Source organism: Wolbachia endosymbiont of Laodelphax striatellus, from assembly GCF_007115015.1.
In the GTDB taxonomy this organism is placed as follows: Bacteria; Pseudomonadota; Alphaproteobacteria; order Rickettsiales; family Anaplasmataceae; genus Wolbachia.
Window position 1 is genome coordinate 117,910 of record NZ_MUIX01000001.1, and the last position, 22,539, is coordinate 140,448.

Sequence of the window (22,539 nt, forward strand, 5' to 3'; positions counted from 1 at the left end):
TAGGGTAGCAATGTGGAGGGAAAGCAAAATGTTGAAGCCTACCGACAACGTTATCATAGGATAATGGCGAATTACCAGGCCGTAGCGAAAGCAAACATATAGGTGGCCTCGAAAACGATAAGAACTGAAGGCTGAGCCAGCGGTCAATGGGCGAAAGCAGAATAGGCAGTTGAAAAACGACTGATACAATTGTTCTACTTCAGCGGGGTGGTAGTGATAGCATGGTAATGAGGACATACAAAGCAACTGGAGAAGCCCTCCTCATCCCAAGGAGAAATACCTTGGAGTGGTAGGTTCTATAACTGGAAAACAGGAAAAGAACCGAAGATGAGAGGGTGGCGGATGGGTGCGTAGTAGTAAAGAAGTGAGGTAACTCTCATGGAGCAAAGGCACCCTACTAGTAGAAATCTTTTAACAAAAAGGAAGGTAAAGGTAAAAATGATAAAAATGCCAATAAAATTACAAGACCTGAGAAGAAAGATATATACCAAAGCGAAAACAGAACCGGAATGGCGATTCTGGGGAATCTATGTTCACATCTGCAAGATGGAGACACTAGAAGAAGCATATAAGCTGACAAAGAAGAGCAAAGGGGCACCAGGAATAGACGAGGTGACATTTGAATCGATAGAGGCAGAAGGCTTAGAAAAGTATCTTCAACAAATAAGACACGAACTAATAACCAAAACCTATAGCCCAAATAGGAACCGGAGGAAGGAAATACCAAAAGTTGGGGGAAAACTCAGAACGTTGAACATACCCTGCATCCGGGACAGAATAGTGCAAACAGCACTGAAGCTAATACTTGAACCAATATTTGAATCTAACTTTCAGGACGGATCATATGGATATAGACCTAGGAGAAAAGCGCATGAAGCAATTGATAAAGTATCGAAAGCAGCAATCAAAGGCAATACAAAAGTTATTGACATAGATCTGAAATCCTACTTCGACAATGTGCGACACCATATTCTTATGGAAAAGATTTCCAAAAGAGTAAATGATAAAGAAATCATGCACTTGATCAAGCTAATCCTCAAAGTAGGAGGGAAACGAGGAATAGCGCAAGGATCACCACTTTCACCACTATTAAGCAATATATACCTCAATGAGGTAGATAAAATGCTAGAGAAGGCAAAAGAGGTGACAAAAGAGGGAAAATATCGACATATAGAATACGCCAGATGGGCAGACGATTTAGTGATACTGATAGATGGGCACCAGAGATGGGAATGGCTAGAAAAATTAGTGTATAGAAGGGTACAAGAAGAATTAGCAAAACTAAAGGTAGAAGTAAATAAAGAAAAGACAAAAGTAATTAACCTAAAGGAAAGAGAGACATTCAGCTTTCTAGGATTTGATTTTCGAGAGAAGATCACAAAACAAGGAAAGTGGAGGGTACAAACAACACCACAGATGAAAGCGCGGACAAACTTACTTCAAAAATTGAAGGAGGTATTTCGCGACCACAAATCGCAACCAATATGGAAAGTGATAAATATCATTAATCCAATACTGAGAGGGTGGACAAACTACTTTAGGATAGGAAACTCAGGTCGAAACTTTAACTACGTGAAACTATGGGTAGAGAAGAAAGTAAGACGCAAATTAATGAAAGCTAGAAAAGCAAAAGGATTTGGCTGGGAGAGGTGGAGTAGCGAATGGATATACGAAACACTAGGTCTATATAAAGACTATAGATTAAGATATTACGTTCCGAAAGCAGCCCCAGTACAAGATGTTATAAACTTTGGTAAGAATCTGCTAGGAAAGCGTAGTGCGGGAAAACTGCATGCTGCGTTTGACGAGGCGGGAGCTGGAAACGTAAACATGGGAATTTTGGATTGAGGCCCAACATGAAAATAATGGATCAGCCACCAAGCCCTAAAGAGGCGCGCCAGTTCTCGACCCTACCTCTTCGTAATATCTTTAACTCAAGTGAATATGGCAACGAAAATGACAACAGCGCTATGCTATTCTTCTTGCAAAAAACACTTGAAAAACTGAGAAATGTTATTAATCCAGATGCCAGCGTAGTACTTACTCATCATACAAAAAAATTATCCAAAAAAATGTTAGAAGAAGATCCATTTCAAGGTTTAAGCGGTGCTGGGTCCTTAAGGGGCTTCTACACTACAGGAATGGTGATGTTCAGTCAAGATGAAGGAAGCACTGTCCGTCAAATAGTATTTGAGTTGCGTAATGGTGAACGTGTGCCAAGTAAGCTTGTCGATAAACTAAATGGCCATTGGCAACTTGTGGATAAATGGAATAGTTAATTTTTATAGGAGATAATATATGTTACAAGATTTAACTGATTTTAACACTGCAAAGTCGCAAAGTAATTTAATACCTAAAGGTACAACGGTAAAAGTCAAAATGGCTATTAAGCCTGGAGGTTATGAAATTTGGTTCACTAAAAGCTATACTACTGGCAGCATCTATTTAAACGCTGAATTTACGGTCACTGAAGGTCCATATACAAAACGTAAGATTTATCAAGTAATTGGTATTAAAAGTGGCAAAGCAAGCGTTGAAGGAGAAGATACTTGGGGAGAAATGGGTCGTTCTATGCTTAGAAGTATTTTGGAGTCAGCACGGAACATTCATCCACATGACACTTCAGAAAAAGCAGTTGTTGCTAGAAAAATCAACTCCATTGCAGATTTAAATGGACTAGAGTTTATGGCAAAAGTGGGAATTGAGGCCGATAATAGGTACGGAGACAGGAACAGAATTGATACGATCATTACTCCGAATGAAACTCAGAAGGATGACTGGATTCCATTCTAAGCGAATAAAAGAATCATTTTTTTATCATAAATTATTGAAGGGCACCTTTTATGAATAGATCTCTAGAAGAAATAAAAGCGTTAGTAATTGATAGAATTGAAACTCCATTTACTACCTGGCGGTGAGTTTTACATTGGAGATTCACGTGGAGATAAAATAATAGTTGAGACAACAGGAGAAAGAGCAGGAGATTGTAGCCAAAATTAAAGGAGACGTAGTTGAATTTTTTACTTTCATTGCAGGTGACAAAAAAAGCGCTGAAGAATTGTATCTGTATATTTTAGAGAAGTATCCTTCTGCGTTTTCTGTCCAACATTGACTAAGGAGCTTAGCTAGCACTTAAGTTAATGGTAGATGGATTAAGCCGGTAGCCTGACCAGTTACATGCTTGTATCACATCATCTCGTCTTATATTTAGTCCCAAGGTGCTAGCTAGCTTTTCTGCTATTGTTTTTTGCATTCTGTTAAGAGGTCTGCGCACCTGCTGTTCTGGGTCTTCAATACCTAAACTATCTGCTATTTGAATGATACTAAGAAATTTATATTCTTTAGCTTCTTCCAAGTCACGCAAAAATTGTTTAAGTAATACTCTAAAGATGCGGATGCTTGAAGTTGCTTGTTTGCCTATAATTTCAACGTCATTAACATAAATAGTATTATCTATAATTTTCAACCTTAATATTTTTTTCTCCTGATGAACTGTTTTTTGTAGTGGAATACAAGGAAATGCTTGAAAAGAAACGTTAGGTAATAATTCTGGTACTCCTTTTTCAACTGCTTCGCTTAGTATTTGATTTAGAGTTTTTTGTTCACAAATTAAATCGGCCATGGGAACAGTGTATAGGGTTAACAATGTTTTTAGGTCTACCTTTCCAAAAGTTATAAGAACAGCAACATTAGCTCTTAACCTATCTACAGTTAAATATGACTTATCAGTACATAAAATTGGTATTATAATGCTTACTATTTTACTTTTAAAGCTTATATGATATATCCCATTTGCCGCCTTTTCCCATATGAGTCCTATTAATAGTTTTTCAAACCAACTTATAATTTTTTCCGTATTAAGTTTTATTGAAAGCACAAGATAACGCTGTTTTTTATAAGTATCAGGAAAAATATCACGACCACAATCCTCGCAAGCTAGATCATCACAATCTTCATCAAAACCATGAGGAATGATAACCTCGTTTTTGCAATAAGGATTTTGTATATTTGGAAAATCAAGATCTAAATCATTAGCGCAAACAACGAAATAATACTTCTCAAGTTTAACAAAATCAAGCTGACTGAGATGCTCTGCAGCCTTTATATAGTTCTCGTTAGGATTTACCCAGGACCTATTTATTAACATAGTATCAATATCTTGAGAGTGTTCTCGACAAAACGGTAATTCCATAGCTATCTCTAATTAAAGACTTAAAATCATCTCGTTCTTTTCTATTGAGAACATATTCTGAGTAATCAATTTCTATATAATTTGCGTATTGCGTGTCTGTCTGAAAGGATAAAGTAACTTTTTTACTTTTGAACAATACTTTGATATGCTGAACAAGTGAAACATCATGCAGTACACTACCAACCGAAGGCTCTATTTTCTGCAACCACTCTTCAATATTATCTGTGTTTAACGTAAGATTAGTTTTAGATTTAGATGGACCAAATTTCAATTCAAATAGGTGAATATCAGGTACATGTTGTTTTACACAGTCATTCAAAAAAGTCCTCACTTGTGCTGTTGTATTTTGGTGGCGCATGTTAGTAAATGAACATTCTCGCTGAAAATAACAGCTTACTATTCTATTTGCTATTTTTAATCCTTGATCAAAACTTTGAATAGATAAGTTTACTTGGTTAGCATTTAAAGCAAAGTCAATAATAATTCTACTAGGTTTATAACCGTGTATTACCTTATTTGAACTGATTAATAAATCCTCATCTTTACTAGCACGTCGTATAAATAAGTAAATACTATTTTGGTAGTAAAAGAGTTCTTGAAACTGACTTTCAAAACTATCATTTTCAAATAGATCATGCTGTTTTAATATTTGCTGTATTGTACTTTCTGATAAAAAATCCTTAAATGAAGTGGACTTTTGTCTTGGAGGATTTTTTAATATGAAAGGTAAAAACCCTTTTTTCTGTACTTGATTAAAGCAGAAAATTTGTTTTAGTAAGTTACGATTAGTTATAAAGAGAGTGAACAACAAGGACTTTTTGTCATATTTGTTATTTTGTAGCAGAAATGACTTCAGAAGATCTTGGCCTAATACAGACTGTGCTACTTCAGCTATAGTTGTTTCTGATTTTGTACGACTAAAACGATTGACTAAATAATAATCAAACAGAGATTCAGAAATTTTAATAAGCATCTTGCGTTTTTGTTGAGTTGAAATATCATCGCATTTTTCGTAGTCTTTAAATAATTGCCTGTTTTGTTTATTCTGAAAGTAATGGTTAAAGATCACACTTAATTGTCTACCAGAAAGAGAATCAAGCCAACTTTCACGTAAACTTGGATTTTGAAAGTCCTTAAGCAAAAAGGATACTGGCATTTCTAAACTGCTTTCCCAAAACTCCTCACTAGCTATCATATATCTAAAAGTAAATATATTATGTCTAAAATAGATTAAAGATTAGTCAACAAAAATTTATTATGAAAAAAAGAAGAATTTTCCTAAAAAAACTGAACAGTTTTTGTAATTTTGGTGAATATATATACAGGAGTCAAATTTTCAAATGTCAATTCTTACACAATCAGGTAGAGCAGCAATAGCAGCCAGCATAAAAGAGCAATCTCTACATCTTGCTTGGGGAAGTGGTGATTCAAGCTCTGGAAGTAGCCATCAGGTCGAAAAAGTTTTTGTTGAGGGTGAAATAGCTCTAGATCACCACACTATTAAAGATGTAAGGGTTTTTACAGGACAAACAACTTATCAGCCAAGTATAGATTATATAGTTGATAGCAGTACTGGTGTAATAAAACTTACGGAAAATAGCTCTATCACGGCAAATAGTGCAGTTACTGTAGAATATAGTGAAAGCACACCACCAGAGCTGATAACTTCTGAAAAACTGCTCAATGAGCTTGGCAGACGTACTGCAGATGAAGTACTATTCTGCATAGGTGATGAGAATGGAGAGCTTATAACTCCTACAGGTAGGTTTAAACCCTCTAATGTACCAACTAATAATCTCTATCTCAAATTTACTTTCGATTTTAACGACGCTGCAAATCAAGTTATCAGGGAACTTGGGGTTATGGTTGGTACTAAAGTAAAAGAAGGGTTACCTATAGGACAGAGATATTTTGAACCAAAAGACGTGGAAAATCCCGGAATTTTGTTAGTTTTAGAACATACAGTACCACTTATCAGAACTGCAGCAACTCGGGAAACTTTTTCATTTGTTGTAACTTTTTGAATTTTTCTAGCATAAAATGACTTTAAACGCCTATTATAACCGCTTTAATCCTGACAAAGAATATGAGAAAAGCTTGTTTCTAGCAGGAAGAGGTTTGCAATCTGCAGAATTAAACGAAACTCAGGAGTATGCTCTCTCTAAGCTTAAAGGCATAGGCGATGCAATATTTCGTGATGGTGATGTTATAACAGGAAGCAATTGTATTATAGATAGAGAAACTGGTAAAGTTACGCTTGAATCAGGAAAAATCTATCTTCGTGGAGCAGTTAGAAAAGTCGAAAAAGAAGAATTTATTATTCCACTGAGTACTATAGTTCGCATAGGTGTTTATTATCTAGAATCTACGATTACAGAACTTGAGGACGAAAATCTTCGTGATCCTGCTGTTGGTACAAGAAATTATCAGGAAGTAGGAGCTGCAAGACTTAAAGTTTCTACCATTTGGGGATACCAAGTAGAAAGTGTTACTGTTAACTCTACAAATGGCGAATTTTACCCAATTTACCATATTGAAAATGGAGTATTAATAGAACATTCACCGCCACCACAAGCAAATATAGTAACTACTGCTCTTGCTCGTTATGACAAAGAAGCCAATGGTTCCTATGTCGTAAATGGTCTTGAAGTAATGTTCCTGCAAAAGGAAGAGGGAGAAGGAGGAAAAAAAATATTTGTGATTAATGAGGGCAAAGCTCATGCTGATGGCTATGAGATTGAACTTCCTCACAGTATTCGTGTTTCTTTTGATGAAGATCCGGATATAAAATCAGTTGAATCAGAACCACATACTTTTCAGCCAAATAGCCAAAGAGTAATGGAACTGAAGGTGAATGATTTTCCAATAAGTGAAATTAAAAAAGTAGATATAACTGTTCAGAAAACCATTACTGTTACTCATGGTTCATACTCTGGAGCTATTGATCCGATACCTGACTCTGCAGTACTTGAGATTATTCAAGTTAAACAAGGCAATGTTATTTATGAAAATAGTATAGATTACAAATTAAACGCAGGAAACGTTGATTGGTCATTACCAGGTAAAGAACCAGCTCCTGGAAGTAGTTATCAAATAACTTACCGCTGTCGTACTCATGTAAGCCCTGAAGATATAAGTGAAGAGGGATGCAAAGTAAAAGGAGCAGTTGATAATAGCTTGGTTCTGATTGATTACACCTGGAAGATGCCACGCTTTGATTTAATTACTATCGATAGCAAAGGAGTAGTAAGGAGAATAAAAGGTATAGCTCACCCTTGGAGACCATCGATGCCTAAAGCGCCTAGTGGACAACTTTTACTCTGCTACATTCACCAAACATGGAAAAACGGAGAAAAAGAAGGGGTAAAAATAGTGAATAATGCTATTCATGCTGTACCGATGAATGAGCTTGAAGCAATGAAAAAAGGAATAAATGATCTTTATGCGCTGGTTGCAGAGGAACGTTTACGCAGTGATGCAAATTCAAGAGAACCTACCACCAAAAAAGGAGTATTTGTTGATTCATTTTTTGACGATGATATGCGTGATCAAGGAATTTTGCAGACTGCAGCGATAGTAAATAGGGAGCTAGTTTTGCCAATAGATGTAGAAGTTGCAGATATTGAAAAAGGTGGGGAAAGATATCTTTTGCCATATGAACTTGAACCGGTACTGGAGCAGCTTTTACAGACTAAAGGAGAAAAGATTAATCCATATCAAGCTTTTGATCCAGTCCCGGCACAAGTTACTCTAAATAAAAACATTGACCACTGGACCGAGGTTACCACTAATTGGAAAAGTCCAGTAACAAGAGTATTTAATGTTAAAGAAACGACAGAGCTGCTGTCAAGTACTTCATACGAAACTGAATTTATGAGAGAAGCAACTCAAAATTTTGAGATTGAAGGTTTTGCAACTGGTGAAAAGCTTAAGGAATTAAAGTTTGATGGAATTTTTATTCAACCTCAAGCATAGAAAATATTTGAAAGAAAAACATGATCGCAACATTTATTGCTGATAACAGAGGAAAAATAAAAGGAAGATTTACTGTACCAAGAAACATTCCTGCTGGGACTAAGTTAGTGCAGTTCTTCGGTGATAAAGGCAGTTATGGAGAAGCAACTTATACTGGTAAAAAAACAATTACCATAGAGGAAAGAAGAAGAGTTATCGCAGCAAGACGAGTTGACCCTTTAGCCCAAACATTTACTCTAAATGAAAGCAGACACATAGGAGGTGTGGAGCTATGGTTTATAAATAAAGGCAAAAAACGTGTTGTTGTGCAGATTAGAGAAACAGCAGTGGGAATGCCCTCGCAGACTGTCATTGCTGAAAGCTATATTGAGCCAAAAGATATAAAGATAGATGGCACAGCAACACGTATAGAGTGGTCACCAGTGTTTTGCCATGCAGGGCAAGAGTATGCAATAGTACTACTTACTGATGATTCAGTTACTGCAGTAAAAATAGCAGAACTTGGCAAATATGATGCAGTAAATAGCCGTTGGGTAACAAGTCAGCCATATCAAGTAGGAGTATTACTATCATCAAGCAATGCAAGTACCTGGACTCCACATCAAAATTTAGATTTAACGTTTCGACTACTAGCTGCAAAATTTAGTGAAAATTCTCATGTTATTGACCTTGGGAAAGTTACTGTAAACAACGTATCAGATTTAATAGTTTTAACAAATGTTGAAAAAGTAGCATTTGATACCAATGTAGAATTTATTTTAACAGACGAAGAAGGAAAAGAAAACTTTCTGTCTGATAATTTGCCACTTGCACTGCGTGAAAGATTATCTGGAGAGCTAACGGTAAAAGCAAGCCTAAAGGGAGGGCGAGAAAAAAGTCCAGTGCTATATTCTGGGTTACAGCTAGTTATGGGTAATCTTTCAGAGTCTGGAGATTATGTAACGAGAAGCATTACAGCAGGGGCTAACACTAAGATTACCATAACATATGATGCGCTGATACCTGGCACTGCAGACATAAAAGCATATGTGCAAAAAAACGTGGATTGGCAGTTAGTGAATTTAACATCAGGAAAACCAATAGGGGAAAACTGGGTAGAGAGAACTCATGTGCTGACAAACTTTAATGGCAATGAGACAAGGATAAAATTAGTTTTAAGTGGAACAGTTGTTTATCGCCCTAAGGTAAAAAATCTCAGAGTGATTGTCACATAATGACTGTTGACCAAACCAAACGAGGATATCCACTGCCTCATCCAGAAAATATTGCAGTTCAAGATGTAGTACGTATTCGAAGAGCTATAGAGAAAATAGATGAGGATATAAGTAAGGGAGAAAATAAACATAATCAACTTAAAAGTAATTTTGAACGATTTAGCTTTGAAACTTTTTTGAATTTTTGGGAATGAAAGAAGCAATATACCAAAGGATAAAGGATTTAGCAGCAAGTAGCACACCTGATCAACTCGCATATCTTGCAAAATCGCTGGAATTGATAGCAGATAAAAAAGCTATTTCTAATATTGTGCAAATGGCTAAAATAAAAGAAATAATTGACGCACTACAGAGAAGGCTTAAAGATTTAGCAGCAAATAGTACACCAGATCAATTAGCATATCTTGCTAAAGCATTGGAATCAATAGTCGACAAAAGTGCGGTTTCTGAAATTGTGCAAATGACTGATGGTAAGCTAAAAGAACTGCTTGATAGTGCAAAAAAACACCTAAATGATATAAACAGCAATAAAACAAACTCAATATCAGCAATAACTGCAGTAAAAACAGAGTCTGTTAATGAAATCAACAAGCTTAGGGATAATTCCTTAAATACTTTAAAAGCATCATCAGATTCACATATATCACTACTTGATACAAGAAAGAATGCCAATATTGCAGCAATAAACAGTGTTGGCAATGATCATAAAGATGGTCTTAAAGGTTTAGTAANACACAGTCAGGAAGAGCAGCAATAGCAGCAAGTATAAAAGAGCAATCTCTACATCTTGCCTGGGGCAGTGGTGATACGAGCTGGGAAAGTAGCCATCAGGTCGAAAAAGTTTTTATTGAGGGTGAAATAGCTCTAGATTACCACACTATTAAAGATGTAAGGGTTTTTACAGGACAAACAGTGTATCAATCCAGTATTGACTATATAGTTGAGAGCAGTAGTGGTATAATAAAACGTACGGAAAACAGCTCTATTCCAGCAAGTGATAAAGTTACCATAGAGTACATTCAAAGCACACCACCTGAACCTATAAATTCTATAAAGCTCTTGAATGAACTTGGCAGACGTACTGCAGATGAAGTGCTATTCTGCACAGGTGATGAAAACGGCGAACTTATAACTCCTTCTGGAAGGTTTAAACCATCGAATGTACCAACCAATAATCTTTTTCTCAAATTCACTTTCGATTTCACGGATGCAGCAAATCAAGTTATCAGGGAACTCGGGGTTATGGTTGGTACACAGGTAAAGAAGAAAGCACCTCCTGGACAGAGATATTTTGAGCCAAAAGATGTAGAAGATCCTGGAATTTTGTTAGTTTTAGAACACACTGTACCACTTATTAGAACTGCAGCAACTCGGGAAACTTTTTCATTCGTTGTAACTTTTTGAAACAAAATGACCTTAAATAGTTATTATAACCGCTTTAATCCTGACAAAGAATACGAAAAAAGCTTGTTTCTTGCTGGAAGAGGTCTACAGTCAGCAGAATTAAATGAGACGCAAGAATATGCTCTCTCTAAGCTTAAAGGCATAGGCGATGCAATATTTCGTGATGGCGATGTTATAACAGGAAGCAATTGTATTATAGATAGAGAAACTGGTAAAGTTACACTTGAGGGAGGAAAAATCTATCTGCGTGGAGCAGTTAGAAAAGTCGAAAAAGAAGAATTTATTATTCCATTAAGTACCACAGTGCGTATAGGTGTTTATTACGTAGAATCTACGATTACAGAACTTGAGGACGAAAATCTTCGTGATCCTGCTATTGGTACAAGAAACTATCAGGAAGTAGGAGCTGCAAGACTTAAAGTTTCTACCATTTGGGGATACCAAGTAGAAAGTGTTACTGTTAACTCTACAAATGGCGAATTTTACCCAATTTACCATATTGAAAATGGAGTATTAATAGAACATTCACCGCCACCACAAGCAAATATAGTAACTACTGCTCTTGCTCGTTATGACAAAGAAGCCAATGGTTCCTATGTCGTAAATGGTCTTGAAGTAATGTTCCTGCAAAAGGAAGAGGGAGAAGGAGGAAAAAAAATATTTGTGATTAATGAGGGCAAAGCTCATGCTGATGGCTATGAGATTGAACTTCCTCACAGTATTCGTGTTTCTTTTGATGAAGATCCGGATATAAAATCAGTTGAATCAGAACCACATACTTTTCAGCCAAATAGCCAAAGAGTAATGGAACTGAAGGTGAATGATTTTCCAATAAGTGAAATTAAAAAAGTAGATATAACTGTTCAGAAAACCATTACTGTTACTCATGGTTCATACTCTGGAGCTATTGATCCGATACCTGACTCTGCAGTACTTGAGATTATTCAAGTTAAACAAGGCAATGTTATTTATGAAAATAGTATAGATTACAAATTAAACGCAGGAAACGTTGATTGGTCATTACCAGGTAAAGAACCAGCTCCTGGAAGTAGTTATCAAATAACTTACCGCTGTCGTACTCATGTAAGCCCTGAAGATATAAGTGAAGAGGGATGCAAAGTAAAAGGAGCAGTTGATAATAGCTTGGTTCTGATTGATTACACCTGGAAGATGCCACGCTTTGATTTAATTACTATCGATAGCAAAGGAGTAGTAAGGAGAATAAAAGGTATAGCTCACCCTTGGAGACCATCGATGCCTAAAGCGCCTAGTGGACAACTTTTACTCTGCTACATTCACCAAACATGGAAAAACGGAGAAAAAGAAGGGGTAAAAATAGTGAATAATGCTATTCATGCTGTACCGATGAATGAGCTTGAAGCAATGAAAAAAGGAATAAATGATCTTTATGCGCTGGTTGCAGAGGAACGTTTACGCAGTGATGCAAATTCAAGAGAACCTACCACCAAAAAAGGAGTATTTGTTGATTCATTTTTTGACGATGATATGCGTGATCAAGGAATTTTGCAGACTGCAGCGATAGTAAATAGGGAGCTAGTTTTGCCAATAGATGTAGAAGTTGCAGATATTGAAAAAGGTGGGGAAAGATATCTTTTGCCATATGAACTTGAACCGGTACTGGAGCAGCTTTTACAGACCAAAGGAGAAAAAATTAATCCGTATCAAGCCTTTGATCCAGTACCAGCACAAATTACTTTAAATAAAAATATTGATCACTGGACGGAGGTAAAAACAAATTGGAAAAGTCCAGTAACCAGAGTATTTAATGTTAAAGAAACAACAGAGCTGCTGTCAAGTACCTCATACGAAACTGAATTTATGCGAGAAGCAACTCAAAATTTTGAGATTGAAGGTTTTGCAACTGGTGAAAAGCTTAAGGAATTAAAGTTTGATGGAATTTTTATTCAACCTCAAGCATAGAAAATATTTGAAAGAAAAACATGATCGCAACATTTATTGCTGATAACAGAGGAAAAATAAAAGGAAGATTTACTGTACCAAGAAACATTCCTGCTGGGACTAAGTTAGTGCAGTTCTTCGGTGATAAAGGCAGTTATGGAGAAGCAACTTATACTGGTAAAAAAACAATTACCATAGAGGAAAGAAGAAGAGTTATCGCAGCAAGACGAGTTGACCCTTTAGCCCAAACATTTACTCTAAATGAAAGCAGACACATAGGAGGTGTGGAGCTATGGTTTATAAATAAAGGCAAAAAACGTGTTGTTGTGCAGATTAGAGAAACAGCAGTGGGAATGCCCTCGCAGACTGTCATTGCTGAAAGTTATATTGAGCCAAGAGATATAAAGGTGGATGGCACAGCAACACGTATTACTTGGTCACCAGTGTTTTGCCATGCAGGACGAGAGTATGCAATAGTACTGCTTACTGATGATCAGGGTACTGCAGTAAAAATAGCAGAACTTGGCAAATATGATGCAGTAAATAGCCGTTGGGTAACGAGTCAGCCATATCAAGTAGGAGTATTACTCTCATCTAGCAACGCAAGTACTTGGACTCCACATCAGAACTTAGATTTAACGTTTCGGCTTTTGGCTGCAAAATTTAGCGAAGTTTCTCACATTATTGATCTTGGTAAAGTTACCGCAAACAATACTTCAGATTTAATTGTTTTGACGAACGTCGAAAAAGTAGCATTTGATACCAATGTGTAATTTATTTTAACAGATGAAGAAGGAAAAGAAAACTTTCTGTCTGATAATTTGCCACTTGCACTGCGTGAAAGATTATCTGGAGAGCTAACGGTAAAAGCAAGCCTAAAGGGAGGGCGAGAAAAAAGTCCAGTGCTATATCCTGGGTTACAGCTAGTTATAGGTAATATAGGGGAAAAAGGAGATTATGTAACTAGGAGCATTACAGCAGGAGCTAACACTAAGATAACAATTACCTATGATGCACTAATACCTGGCACTGCAGATGTTAAAGCATATGTGCAAAAAAACGTGGATTGGCAGTTAGTGAATTTAACATCAGGAAAACCAATAGGGGAAAACTGGGTAGAGAGAACTCATGTGCTGACAAACTTTAATGGCAATGAGACAAGGATAAAATTAGTTTTAAGTGGAACAGTTGTTTATCGCCCTAAGGTAAAAAATCTCAGAGTGATTGTCACATAATGACTGTTGACCAAACCAAACGAGGATATCCACTGCCTCATCCAGAAAATATTGCAGTTCAAGATGTAGTACGTATTCGAAGAGCTATAGAGAAAATAGATGAGGATATAAGTAAGGGAGAAAATAAACATAATCAACTTAAAAGTAATTTTGAACGATTTAGCTTTGAAACTTTTTTGAATTTTTGGGAATGAAAGAAGCAATATACCAAAGGATAAAGGATTTAGCAGCAAGTAGCACACCTGATCAACTCGCATATCTTGCAAAATCGCTGGAATTGATAGCAGATAAAAAAGCTATTTCTAATATTGTGCAAATGGCTAAAATAAAAGAAATAATTGACGCACTACAGAGAAGGCTTAAAGATTTAGCAGCAAATAGTACACCAGATCAATTAGCATATCTTGCTAAAGCATTGGAATCAATAGTCGACAAAAGTGCGGTTTCTGAAATTGTGCAAATGACTGATGGTAAGCTAAAAGAACTGCTTGATAGTGCAAAAAAACACCTAAATGATATAAACAGCAATAAAACAAACTCAATATCAGCAATAACTGCAGTAAAAACAGAGTCTGTTAATGAAATCAACAAGCTTAGGGATAATTCCTTAAATACTTTAAAAGCATCATCAGATTCGCATATATCACTACTTGATACAAGAAAGAATGCCAATATTGCAGCAATAAACAGTGTTGGCAATGATCATAAAGATGGTCTTAAAGGTTTAGTAAATAACTTCCGTACTGTTAATGATGTGCCAAGTGGTTCATCAATTATGAAGGAAATAAGGAGCAGAGAACCAACCAAGCTTAACTCCATAAACGATGTACCAAGTGGCTCATCAATCATGAAAGAAGTAAGAAATCGTCATATGATTGAACCTGGAGCATTACCTTTTTTATTTGGTGTACTAAGTAGAAAAAATAATTACTTTGGCCACGGAACTTTTACAACTGAGCTTGGTCAGTGGAGTAGTGATGTAACAAAAACAGACTATATGCTACAACTACTAGCAGGTACTCACACATATGATACAAGCTATGTTAGTTTTTATCGGCCAAGACAACTCAGTTTTTTAGAGGGAAGCAAAGGTACATTTATCTATGGAGAATCATACCCAAGATTTATGTATGATGGATTTTCTGAGCAATTCAATATGCTGAAATACCCTTATGCTGCACTGGGAGTAATATTCGTAAAAAACACAAGCAATGTAGATATAAGTAAAACTCTAAACTTTGTTGGATCTGCAATGTGGTATAAAGATGAAGTTAATTATGGAGGAGCAGGATTATTTATAGGTACACCTGATAAAACTAATACAAGGAAGTCAGAGATTTCGAGAATTACTTGGACACGTATTTACCAGCATGAAATTAACAGTCCTGAATTTATTGCATCAGGTAACATAATCATTCCAGCAGGAAAAACTGTTACAGTGTTACTTTATACGTCATCCAATCTTCACTCAGGAGGTGAAAGAGTTGGTGAGACACCTGAGTTCTTTGCAAGTGAGCATACGTATAGCACAATCTATGGTCAATTTATCCAGTGGGGAATATACAACTTTCGCAGTAATTTTTTAACCACAGGACTTGAGATCGATGTAGAGAGAACACTAAGAGCGTGGCAGTGTCCTGGGTTAAATGCAACATATAAACTTTGGCAGTAAAAGAGGAAGAAAATACGCTTACAAATAAGTTGAAACCACAATACTTGAAAACAAGCTAGAGAGGATTTTTATTGGTAATCGTTTAACAGAAGGGGGAGAAATTGCCAAGAGGAGTAAAGAAGATATTGAGTTGGAGTTATTGCAAAATGAGAAATTTTCTATACTTTCTAGTTTCTGTCTTTATTTTAATAAATATACTAAATCTTAAAAAGTAGTAATCAGAAGATTTGGAACAAGAAGAAAGTTAGGGAAATCAAAGAGTTACAGAGTTTTTAACAATTTTAAAGAGCAAGTTTTAGCAAACTTATAACGCAACTATATGACAGAACAATTTTTACACGGAGTAAATGTCATTGAGGTAACCTCGGGGTCAAGAGCAGTACGTACAGCTAAATCATCAGTGATAGGTGTAATTGGTACTGCTCCTGAAGCAGATGGGCAAAAATTTCCACTGAATAAGCCAGTACTGATAGCAGGAAGCTTAAAAGAGGCTGCTAAGCTTGGTAAAACAGGTACCCTTCCACAAGCAGTAAGCTCTATCTTTACACAAATTGGTGCAACAGTAGTAGTTATTCGAGTTAAAGAAAGTGAAAACAGCGATCAAAAATTAAAAGAAGAAGAGACGCTGAAAAATATAATTGGCGGTGTTGATGAAGAAATCGGAGAATATCAGGGAATTGAGGCATTCCTCAGCAGTGAAAGCATAGTTCATGTTGCGCCAAGAATACTAATTGCACCTCAATTTACTCACCAACTACCAGAAGATGGCAAAAATCCAGTGGTTGGCGCTTTAATTTCTATAGCAGAAAAGCTGAGAAGCATAATAGTAGCAGATGGACCAAATACTAATGATGAAGAAGCAATAAAATGGAGAAAAAGTGTAGGTAGCTCAAGAGTTTATATTATTGATCCTTGGGTTAAGGTACTTATTGAAGAAGAAATTTTGCCAGCAAGCCCGTTTGTAGCTGGTTTAATAGCGAAAGTAGATAGCGAACAAGGATTCTGGCACTCACCTTCAAATAAAGAAATAAACGGTATTGTTGGAACAAGCAGGCCTATTGATTTTACGCTCGGTAATACAAATTGCAGAGCAAACCACTTAAATGAAAATGAAGTAACAACGATAATTCATCAAAACGGCTATAGGCTTTGGGGAAATAGAACATGTTCAAACGATTCGAAATGGGCTTTTCTATCAGTAAGGCGCACTGCAGATTTAATCAATGATAGTTTACTTCGAGCTCATTTATGGGCAGTTGATCGCAATATTACCAAAACCTATATAGATGATGTGATTGAGGGGGTAAATTCTTATTTGGCCAATTTAAAAGTACAAGGAGCGATTATTAGCGGAAAATGTTACGCAACTCCAGAGCTCAATACACCGGCAAACATTGCAAGCGGGAAAGTGTATTTTGACTTCGAGTTTACACCACCATATCCGGCAGAACAGATTACTTTCAGGTCACATCTTGTGAGTGGTACAATATTATAAAAATGGGAGAAAGAGATGTTACCGAAGATTTTAAAGAATTTTAATGTATTCGTAGATGGTCGGGGTTATGCAGGAAAAATAGATGAAATAACCTTACCGAAGCTTACCATAAAAACTGAAGAATATAGAGCTGGTGGTATGGATATTCCAATAAATATTGACATGGGCATGGAAAAGCTTGAAGCAGATTTTACTTTTGCAGAATATGATTCAGAACTTTTTAGACTTTTTGGTTTGATAGATGGAAATTCAGTAGCTTTGACGCTAAGGGGCGGATTACAAGGCAGTGGCAGCAATGAGGTTGAAGGAGTAATTATCAACCTTAGAGGCATATTCAAAGAATTTGACTTTGGTAGCTGGAAACCTGCTGAAAAAGCCACTCTCAAATGCACTGTCGCTGCTCATTACTATAAACTTACTATAGGTGGTAATGAGTTAATAGAAATCGATGCTGAAAATATGATTAGAAAGATAAATGGTGTTGATCAGATGGCACTACTTCAAACGGTGCTTGGAATATGAAGATTTTTAGAATTCTATTTTTTAGATGTTGATCAAATAGTTACAACATTTTACAAGATTTTATTTTTTATAGGAGAATTTTATGCAAACTATAACACTAAACAACCCAATAACAGTTGATGGAATTTCTGTCTCAGAACTTACCGTTAGACGTCCAAAAGTTAGAGATTATCTTGCAATTGAACGCTTAAATGGTAGTGATCTAAGTAAGGAAGTAACTTTGACTGCCAATCTGACATCAGTTGCAAAAGAAGCAATTGAAGAGTTAGATATTGCTGATTATGTGAAAATTCAAGAGGTATTAAAGGATTTTTTTTCACCAATTATCCAAAAAACTTGAGATTAGAAGTATTAATGTTCAGCTCTGTTGTAGGAGGCGGGGTTGAACAAATACTTGATATGGAGATTAATGAATTTATTTTATGGCATGAAGTAGCGAGGAAGGTACAATGTCAACGTTATCTATAAAAATCGGAGCAGTTTTAGATGGCAGTTTCAGTACTGTAATAAAAGGAAGTAGTAGTCAACTCTCTAACCTTGGTGAGAATATAAGAAAGCTTGACTCATCTTTAAAATCAGTATCAAAATTTAAGCAGTTGGGTAGTGATGTTTTGACTAGCAGGAGGTCATGGAAAGGCTTTGAAGATCAAGTAAAATCTTTAGCTAAACAAATGAAAGCGGTAGAGAAACCAAGCAAAACTTTAAAAGCTGAGTTTGATAAAGCTAAATTTTCTGCAACAAAAGCAAAAGAAGCATATTTGAAAAAGAGAGATGCTTTACATTCATTCAATGAAGAAGCAAGAAAAAGTGGAAGAAATGTTCAGTCTTTGATAAAGGATCAGCATAAACTTGGTGCTTCTGTGAGTATGCTAAAAAGTAGATACAGCAAATTGAGTACTGCCATCAAAGATCGGGACATGTTTTTGGGGAGAAAAGCATACTTTAAATCACAAATGGTAGAAACGGCTGCACTTGCACTTGGGTTTGCAACTCCAATTAAAGTTGCGATTGATTTTGAAAGTGCTATGGCTGATGTTAAGAAAGTAGTGAGATTTGCTAAGGATGAGGCAGCTCACAATCAAGGAGCCGTAGAATTTGGTCAGATATTAAAGGAACTGTCCCGTACGATACCACTGTCAGCTGCTGAGTTAGCTCAAATTGCTGCAAGTGGTGGGCAACTTGGTGTTCCAAAAGAAGATTTAATAGGATTCACAACAACAGTAGCTAAAATGTCTACAGCGTTTGATATGTCTGCAGAAGAAGCAGGTGATTCTATAGCTAAGCTTGCCAACATTTATGGGATTAAAGTAGCAGATATGGAAAGAGCAGGTAATATCATAAATCACCTTTCAGATAATAGTGCTGCTAAAGCAGGAGATATGGTTAAAGCATTAGCTGTAGTTGGTGGTAGTGCAAAACAGTTTGGTCTTGATATTAAGGAAACAAGTAGTTTAGTAAATGCCTTTATTAGTTTAGGCAAACAACCAGCAAAAGCAGCAACTGCTATAAATGCTCTACTTTCTAAGCTCCAAACTGCTGAAGGGCAAGGAAAAGAGTTCAAGGCAGCATTAGAAGACATGGGAATAGCTGCAGAAGAAATGGTACAAAGGATTGGTGAAAATAGTCAAGACGCACTACTTTATTTTTTTGAAACTCTGGAAAAAGTAGATAAACAGGAACGTTCTCAAATTCTTCTCAACCTCTTTGGTCAAGAATATCAAGATGATATTGCATTACTGGTTGGAAGCTTAAAGAATTATAAAGACGCCATAAATCATTTAGCTGACGAGAAAAAATTCGAAAAGTCCATGCAAGAAGAGTTTAACAATCGTGCAGCAACTACAGCAAATAATTTACGATTACTGAGAAATGCGATAGCAGAAGTAGGAATGAACTTGGGCTCAGTAATGCTACCTCCTTTAAAGTGGATAAGTAGCCTTTTAAGAGAGATAACTAACCCCATAGCTCGATTTGCAGAAAAATTTCCAGTTATTACTACAGGAATAATGAGTACCATAGCAGCACTAATAGGTCTTAAAGTTCTAGTAGTAAGTGGTGGTTATGCATGGAATTTAGTTAGAGGTGGAATGCTTGCTTTCTCAGTTATTTTGCATGGGGTACTGAAGCCTGCACTAATATCACTAGCGACATATGCTATTCCAGCAGTAATTACTGGACTGAGTGTTTTAAAAGCTACAACTCTGAGCTTAGCAATGAAAGCTTTTCCTCTATTATCATCGGTTCTACCTGCAGTGGTAACAGGACTTAGGGCAATAACACTCGCTATAATGAGTAACCCGATTGGATTTTTAATAGCAAGTCTTGTCACTGGTGCAGCTCTTGTGATCACTAATTGGCAAAAGGTAAAAAACTTCTTCTCTAGTATTTGGGAGTATATAAAATCAATAATAAAGCCCATCGAAGAGATGTTCTCATGGATGGGAAATACCGTTGATAGTGTATTTGGAAAGTTTGCTCCACTGAAAGAACTTGAAAAAAGAAAAAGTATTGTGACTGAAACAAAAGCAGTTCACACTCCCCTGAAAAACAACATTTTCAGTAATGGAAATCCTTTGCTAAGTAATAGTATAATTAAAGAAATGTCTAAGAGAAGAAAGAACAATAAAAGCCTTATTAAGGAGAAAAAGTCCACAGAAAATGATAAGATACTTGTAGATTTTGCAAGGAGTAAATTTGAAAATAAAGAAGAGAAAACTTTGAATAAAACTCAACACATTACTCATAATTATCATATCAATATTAGAGCAGAACCAAATCAAGATGTTCGTAGTCTTGCAGATGAAGTAATAAAAAGGATAAGAGAAAAATCACAAGATGTTATGTTTGATACCGTAGATCCAGTTTACTAATGTTATCCTTTGGTACATATAAAATTTCTCCAATAAGCTTAAAGTATAGCAAAGAAAATCGTTGGAGTGTGATTGAATGTATTGGTAATATGCCTTTACTACAGAACGTTGGTCAAGGTGTAGAAAATATAGACTTAGAGGGAATAATTTATCTTCATAGCTCTAAAAATTTAAGTCAGTTAAAAAATATAAAAGAAGCAGAAGAACCTCACACTTTAGTTGATAGCATGGGAAATGTTTTGGGACATTTTTTGATTACAAGATTAGAAGAAAAGCAAACATCATTTTTCCCTTGTGGATTGCCGAAAAAAGTTGAATTTAATTTAAGTTTGAAGCGTTATTCATGACTATATACTACTTAGCGAAAGAAAATGATATGTTAGACTATATTTGCTGGAAGCACTATGGATTTACTTCAGGAGCAGTAGAAATAGTATTAGAAGAAAACCCTGGACTTGCGGAATATGGAAGTTTTTTACCGGCAGGACTGAAAATTAAGCTGCCTATAATTGAGAAACCTCTACAGAAATCAACCTTGAAGATTTGGGGGTAAGATGCAACCAGAGTTTGTCATTGAAGGGTATGAATTAGCAAAAGACCTCTTGGTGTCAATGCATGTTACTGATGAATCAGGGACTATAGAAGATATAGCTGAAATATGTGTCGATTACAGGGATGATAACATAAAAGTTCCAAAAGAGCTAAAGATTGCTTTGGGATATAGAGAAACAGAAGTGTTACCCATAGGTGTATATAGAGTCAATGAAATTACAGTACAAAGTCCACCAAAAACCTTAATAATCAAAGCTCATGCAACAAATTTGATGATATCGCTAAAGGAAAAAGTATCCAGAGAATGGCACCAGATTACGTTAGGTAATTTAGTCAAGGAAATAGCAAATAAACATGGATATGGATGCAAAGTTGCTGAGGAATTTAAAGACATATTAATACTACATATTGACCAAACTGAAGAGAGCGATATAAGTTTGTTGACTAGAATAGCTATAGAGCGCGAAGCCATGGCAAAACTGGCAGGAGGGTATATATTGTTTATTCCAAAAGGTGCAGCAAAGTCAGCAACGGGAAAAGCTTTAGGAACGACAACTATTAGACCTCAAGATACAATCAATTGGAAAGTGCATTTTACTGTGCGTAATAAGTACAACTCAGTGATAGCGAAATGGCATAGCTATGAAAAGGGAGAGACCATATCGGAAAGAGTAGGTAGCGGCGAACCAAGTTACGCTATACAAACAATTTATCCAAATGCAGAGTCAACACTGAGTGCAGCAAATGCCAAGTTGAAACAATTGAAGCGTAATAATGCAGTATTGGATGTCACTATGCCTGGTAATCCAGAACTATTTGCAGAGGCAAAACTTAATCTTGTAGGGTTCAATCAGGATATAGATCGTGAATGGGTAATTGATAGAGCAGAACATACTTTAAATAGTTCAGGATATCGTACTGCATTATCGGCATCTTTTAGTAATTATGTTTAAGAGAAAATAAGTAAATTGCTGATTTAATGCAAAAAAAATGCTGAACATGAGCAAGAAACAAGCTACGTTGTGGTTTATACTGGTAATAATATGTGTTGTTATTACATATTACTATCAAAAATCCAAGGCCGCTGAAGAGTATCAGAAAATGTTAGAAATGTCAGCTAAGAACTGTGACTTAGAAACTGTGAAATCATTAGTAAAAAAAAGTAGAGATGATTCAAGTATTAGCAAAAAGGCATTATATTATGCTTCAGAGAAAGGATGCTTAGAAATTGTTACATTTTTGTTAGACGAAGGGATGGATATAAATACTATTAGTTTAGCATTACTTGATGCTGCTGAAGGTGGTCAGTTAGAGATTGTAAAACTTTTGTTGGAGAGAGGAGCTAACCCTCATGTTGTAGACTGGAAAGGAAGAACTGCAAAAACTATAGCAATGAAGAGGTCATCTTATAGTGGAAATAAGAAGTCTTATAGAGAAATCGTAGACCTACTTGCTGAGGCAGAAAAAAAATTATAAAACAGAAAAGTA

At 36.0% G+C, this 22,539-nt stretch carries 19 protein-coding genes and 4 pseudogenes; 21 read left to right on the forward strand and 2 right to left on the reverse strand.

Annotated elements, in window-relative coordinates:
• The first annotated feature begins 378 nt into the window (after window positions 1-378).
• The 3 genes and pseudogenes from ltrA (at window position 379) to BVG17_RS00570 (ending at window position 2,793) form a co-directional block, all read left to right on the forward strand.
• Window positions 379-1,848, forward strand: coding sequence for a group II intron reverse transcriptase/maturase (ltrA, locus tag BVG17_RS00560; RefSeq protein WP_241654105.1), 1,470 nt, complete (start codon window positions 379-381; stop codon window positions 1,846-1,848).
• A 65-nt stretch (window positions 1,849-1,913) separates the two neighbouring features.
• Window positions 1,914-2,279 (forward strand): annotated as a pseudogene (locus BVG17_RS00565) (AAA family ATPase); the annotation flags it as partial.
• 19 nt (window positions 2,280-2,298) lie between these two features.
• Entirely contained in the window at window positions 2,299-2,793 is a 495-nt protein-coding gene (locus BVG17_RS00570) for a hypothetical protein (RefSeq protein ID WP_143688740.1), read from the forward strand.
• A 328-nt stretch (window positions 2,794-3,121) separates the two neighbouring features.
• Here the strand turns inward: BVG17_RS00570 and BVG17_RS00575 are convergent, their stop codons facing one another.
• On the reverse strand, window positions 3,122-4,192 hold the full coding sequence (locus tag BVG17_RS00575; protein ID WP_143688741.1) for a hypothetical protein: 1,071 nt from the start codon (window positions 4,190-4,192) through the stop codon (window positions 3,122-3,124).
• Window positions 4,152-5,387 (reverse strand): hypothetical protein, encoded by a 1,236-nt coding sequence (locus BVG17_RS00580; RefSeq protein ID WP_143688742.1) that lies wholly within the window; start codon window positions 5,385-5,387, stop codon window positions 4,152-4,154. Before BVG17_RS00580 ends, BVG17_RS00575 begins: the two co-directional genes overlap by 41 nt.
• Window positions 5,388-5,532: 145 nt before the next feature.
• Here BVG17_RS00580 and BVG17_RS00585 point away from each other — a divergent pair, with 145 nt between their 5' ends.
• The 18 genes and pseudogenes from BVG17_RS00585 to BVG17_RS00670 all read left to right on the forward strand — a co-directional run bounded on the left by BVG17_RS00585 (window position 5,533) and on the right by BVG17_RS00670 (window position 22,527).
• Window positions 5,533-6,216 carry a hypothetical protein gene (locus tag BVG17_RS00585; protein ID WP_143688743.1) on the forward strand — a complete coding sequence of 228 codons (684 nt, stop codon included), beginning with the start codon at window positions 5,533-5,535 and terminating at the stop codon, window positions 6,214-6,216.
• Between the two features lie 16 nt (window positions 6,217-6,232).
• Entirely contained in the window at window positions 6,233-8,167 is a 1,935-nt protein-coding gene (locus BVG17_RS00590) for a DUF4815 domain-containing protein (RefSeq protein ID WP_143688744.1), read from the forward strand.
• 20 nt (window positions 8,168-8,187) lie between these two features.
• Window positions 8,188-9,381: a hypothetical protein gene (locus BVG17_RS00595; protein ID WP_143688745.1), complete on the forward strand. Its 1,194-nt coding sequence runs from the start codon at window positions 8,188-8,190 to the stop codon at window positions 9,379-9,381.
• Window positions 9,381-9,575 (forward strand): hypothetical protein, encoded by a 195-nt coding sequence (locus tag BVG17_RS00600; RefSeq protein ID WP_143688746.1) that lies wholly within the window; start codon window positions 9,381-9,383, stop codon window positions 9,573-9,575. Before BVG17_RS00595 ends, BVG17_RS00600 begins: the two co-directional genes overlap by 1 nt.
• Window positions 9,572-10,112 (forward strand): annotated as a pseudogene (locus BVG17_RS09345) (hypothetical protein); the annotation flags it as partial. The gene BVG17_RS00600 and the pseudogene BVG17_RS09345, both read left to right, overlap by 4 nt.
• A gap of 1 nt (window position 10,113) precedes the next feature.
• Window positions 10,114-10,785: pseudogene (locus BVG17_RS10120) on the forward strand (hypothetical protein); the annotation flags it as partial.
• 6 nt (window positions 10,786-10,791) lie between these two features.
• Window positions 10,792-12,726 (forward strand): DUF4815 domain-containing protein, encoded by a 1,935-nt coding sequence (locus BVG17_RS00615; RefSeq protein ID WP_143688747.1) that lies wholly within the window; start codon window positions 10,792-10,794, stop codon window positions 12,724-12,726.
• 20 nt (window positions 12,727-12,746) lie between these two features.
• Window positions 12,747-13,940 (forward strand): annotated as a pseudogene (locus BVG17_RS00620) (hypothetical protein).
• Window positions 13,940-14,134, forward strand: a complete 195-nt coding sequence (locus BVG17_RS00625) for a hypothetical protein (protein WP_143688746.1) — start codon at window positions 13,940-13,942, stop codon at window positions 14,132-14,134. Before BVG17_RS00620 ends, BVG17_RS00625 begins: the two are co-directional and overlap by 1 nt.
• Window positions 14,131-15,612: a hypothetical protein gene (locus BVG17_RS00630; protein ID WP_143688748.1), complete on the forward strand. Its 1,482-nt coding sequence runs from the start codon at window positions 14,131-14,133 to the stop codon at window positions 15,610-15,612. Before BVG17_RS00625 ends, BVG17_RS00630 begins: the two co-directional genes overlap by 4 nt.
• A gap of 319 nt (window positions 15,613-15,931) precedes the next feature.
• Window positions 15,932-17,107 carry a phage tail sheath subtilisin-like domain-containing protein gene (locus tag BVG17_RS00635; RefSeq protein ID WP_143688749.1) on the forward strand — a complete coding sequence of 392 codons (1,176 nt, stop codon included), beginning with the start codon at window positions 15,932-15,934 and terminating at the stop codon, window positions 17,105-17,107.
• Window positions 17,108-17,122: 15 nt separating this feature from the next.
• On the forward strand, window positions 17,123-17,629 hold the full coding sequence (locus BVG17_RS00640) for a phage major tail tube protein (RefSeq protein ID WP_143688738.1): 507 nt from the start codon (window positions 17,123-17,125) through the stop codon (window positions 17,627-17,629).
• Window positions 17,630-17,711: 82 nt separating this feature from the next.
• The gene (locus tag BVG17_RS00645; RefSeq protein WP_143688750.1) at window positions 17,712-17,969 is read left to right on the forward strand and encodes a phage tail assembly protein; all 258 of its coding nucleotides are present in this window, start codon (window positions 17,712-17,714) and stop codon (window positions 17,967-17,969) included.
• A 109-nt stretch (window positions 17,970-18,078) separates the two neighbouring features.
• Complete coding sequence (locus BVG17_RS00650; protein ID WP_077188535.1) at window positions 18,079-20,499, forward strand: phage tail tape measure protein; 2,421 nt, start codon at window positions 18,079-18,081, stop codon at window positions 20,497-20,499.
• The gene (locus BVG17_RS00655; protein ID WP_077188534.1) at window positions 20,499-20,846 is read left to right on the forward strand and encodes a phage tail protein; all 348 of its coding nucleotides are present in this window, start codon (window positions 20,499-20,501) and stop codon (window positions 20,844-20,846) included. Before BVG17_RS00650 ends, BVG17_RS00655 begins: the two co-directional genes overlap by 1 nt.
• Entirely contained in the window at window positions 20,843-21,052 is a 210-nt protein-coding gene (locus tag BVG17_RS00660) for a tail protein X (RefSeq protein ID WP_063631168.1), read from the forward strand. The genes BVG17_RS00655 and BVG17_RS00660 overlap by 4 nt, the downstream gene beginning before the upstream one ends.
• A gap of 1 nt (window position 21,053) precedes the next feature.
• Window positions 21,054-22,004: a contractile injection system protein, VgrG/Pvc8 family gene (locus BVG17_RS00665; RefSeq protein WP_143688751.1), complete on the forward strand. Its 951-nt coding sequence runs from the start codon at window positions 21,054-21,056 to the stop codon at window positions 22,002-22,004.
• A gap of 46 nt (window positions 22,005-22,050) precedes the next feature.
• Window positions 22,051-22,527, forward strand: coding sequence for an ankyrin repeat domain-containing protein (locus BVG17_RS00670; protein ID WP_158621799.1), 477 nt, complete (start codon window positions 22,051-22,053; stop codon window positions 22,525-22,527).
• Window positions 22,528-22,539: the final 12 nt, after the last annotated feature.

Coding starts and splice junctions, on each gene's coding strand:
- ltrA (WP_241654105.1), top strand. CDS start 379: ATGGAGCAAAGGCACCCTACTAGTAGAAATCTTTTAACAAAAAGGAAG.
- BVG17_RS00570 (WP_143688740.1), top strand. CDS start 2,299: ATGTTACAAGATTTAACTGATTTTAACACTGCAAAGTCGCAAAGTAAT.
- BVG17_RS00575 (WP_143688741.1), bottom strand. CDS start 4,192: ATGGAATTACCGTTTTGTCGAGAACACTCTCAAGATATTGATACTATG.
- BVG17_RS00580 (WP_143688742.1), bottom strand. CDS start 5,387: ATGATAGCTAGTGAGGAGTTTTGGGAAAGCAGTTTAGAAATGCCAGTA.
- BVG17_RS00585 (WP_143688743.1), top strand. CDS start 5,533: ATGTCAATTCTTACACAATCAGGTAGAGCAGCAATAGCAGCCAGCATA.
- BVG17_RS00590 (WP_143688744.1), top strand. CDS start 6,233: ATGACTTTAAACGCCTATTATAACCGCTTTAATCCTGACAAAGAATAT.
- BVG17_RS00595 (WP_143688745.1), top strand. CDS start 8,188: ATGATCGCAACATTTATTGCTGATAACAGAGGAAAAATAAAAGGAAGA.
- BVG17_RS00600 (WP_143688746.1), top strand. CDS start 9,381: ATGACTGTTGACCAAACCAAACGAGGATATCCACTGCCTCATCCAGAA.
- BVG17_RS00615 (WP_143688747.1), top strand. CDS start 10,792: ATGACCTTAAATAGTTATTATAACCGCTTTAATCCTGACAAAGAATAC.
- BVG17_RS00625 (WP_143688746.1), top strand. CDS start 13,940: ATGACTGTTGACCAAACCAAACGAGGATATCCACTGCCTCATCCAGAA.
- BVG17_RS00630 (WP_143688748.1), top strand. CDS start 14,131: ATGAAAGAAGCAATATACCAAAGGATAAAGGATTTAGCAGCAAGTAGC.
- BVG17_RS00635 (WP_143688749.1), top strand. CDS start 15,932: ATGACAGAACAATTTTTACACGGAGTAAATGTCATTGAGGTAACCTCG.
- BVG17_RS00640 (WP_143688738.1), top strand. CDS start 17,123: ATGTTACCGAAGATTTTAAAGAATTTTAATGTATTCGTAGATGGTCGG.
- BVG17_RS00645 (WP_143688750.1), top strand. CDS start 17,712: ATGCAAACTATAACACTAAACAACCCAATAACAGTTGATGGAATTTCT.
- BVG17_RS00650 (WP_077188535.1), top strand. CDS start 18,079: ATGTCAACGTTATCTATAAAAATCGGAGCAGTTTTAGATGGCAGTTTC.
- BVG17_RS00655 (WP_077188534.1), top strand. CDS start 20,499: ATGTTATCCTTTGGTACATATAAAATTTCTCCAATAAGCTTAAAGTAT.
- BVG17_RS00660 (WP_063631168.1), top strand. CDS start 20,843: ATGACTATATACTACTTAGCGAAAGAAAATGATATGTTAGACTATATT.
- BVG17_RS00665 (WP_143688751.1), top strand. CDS start 21,054: ATGCAACCAGAGTTTGTCATTGAAGGGTATGAATTAGCAAAAGACCTC.
- BVG17_RS00670 (WP_158621799.1), top strand. CDS start 22,051: ATGAGCAAGAAACAAGCTACGTTGTGGTTTATACTGGTAATAATATGT.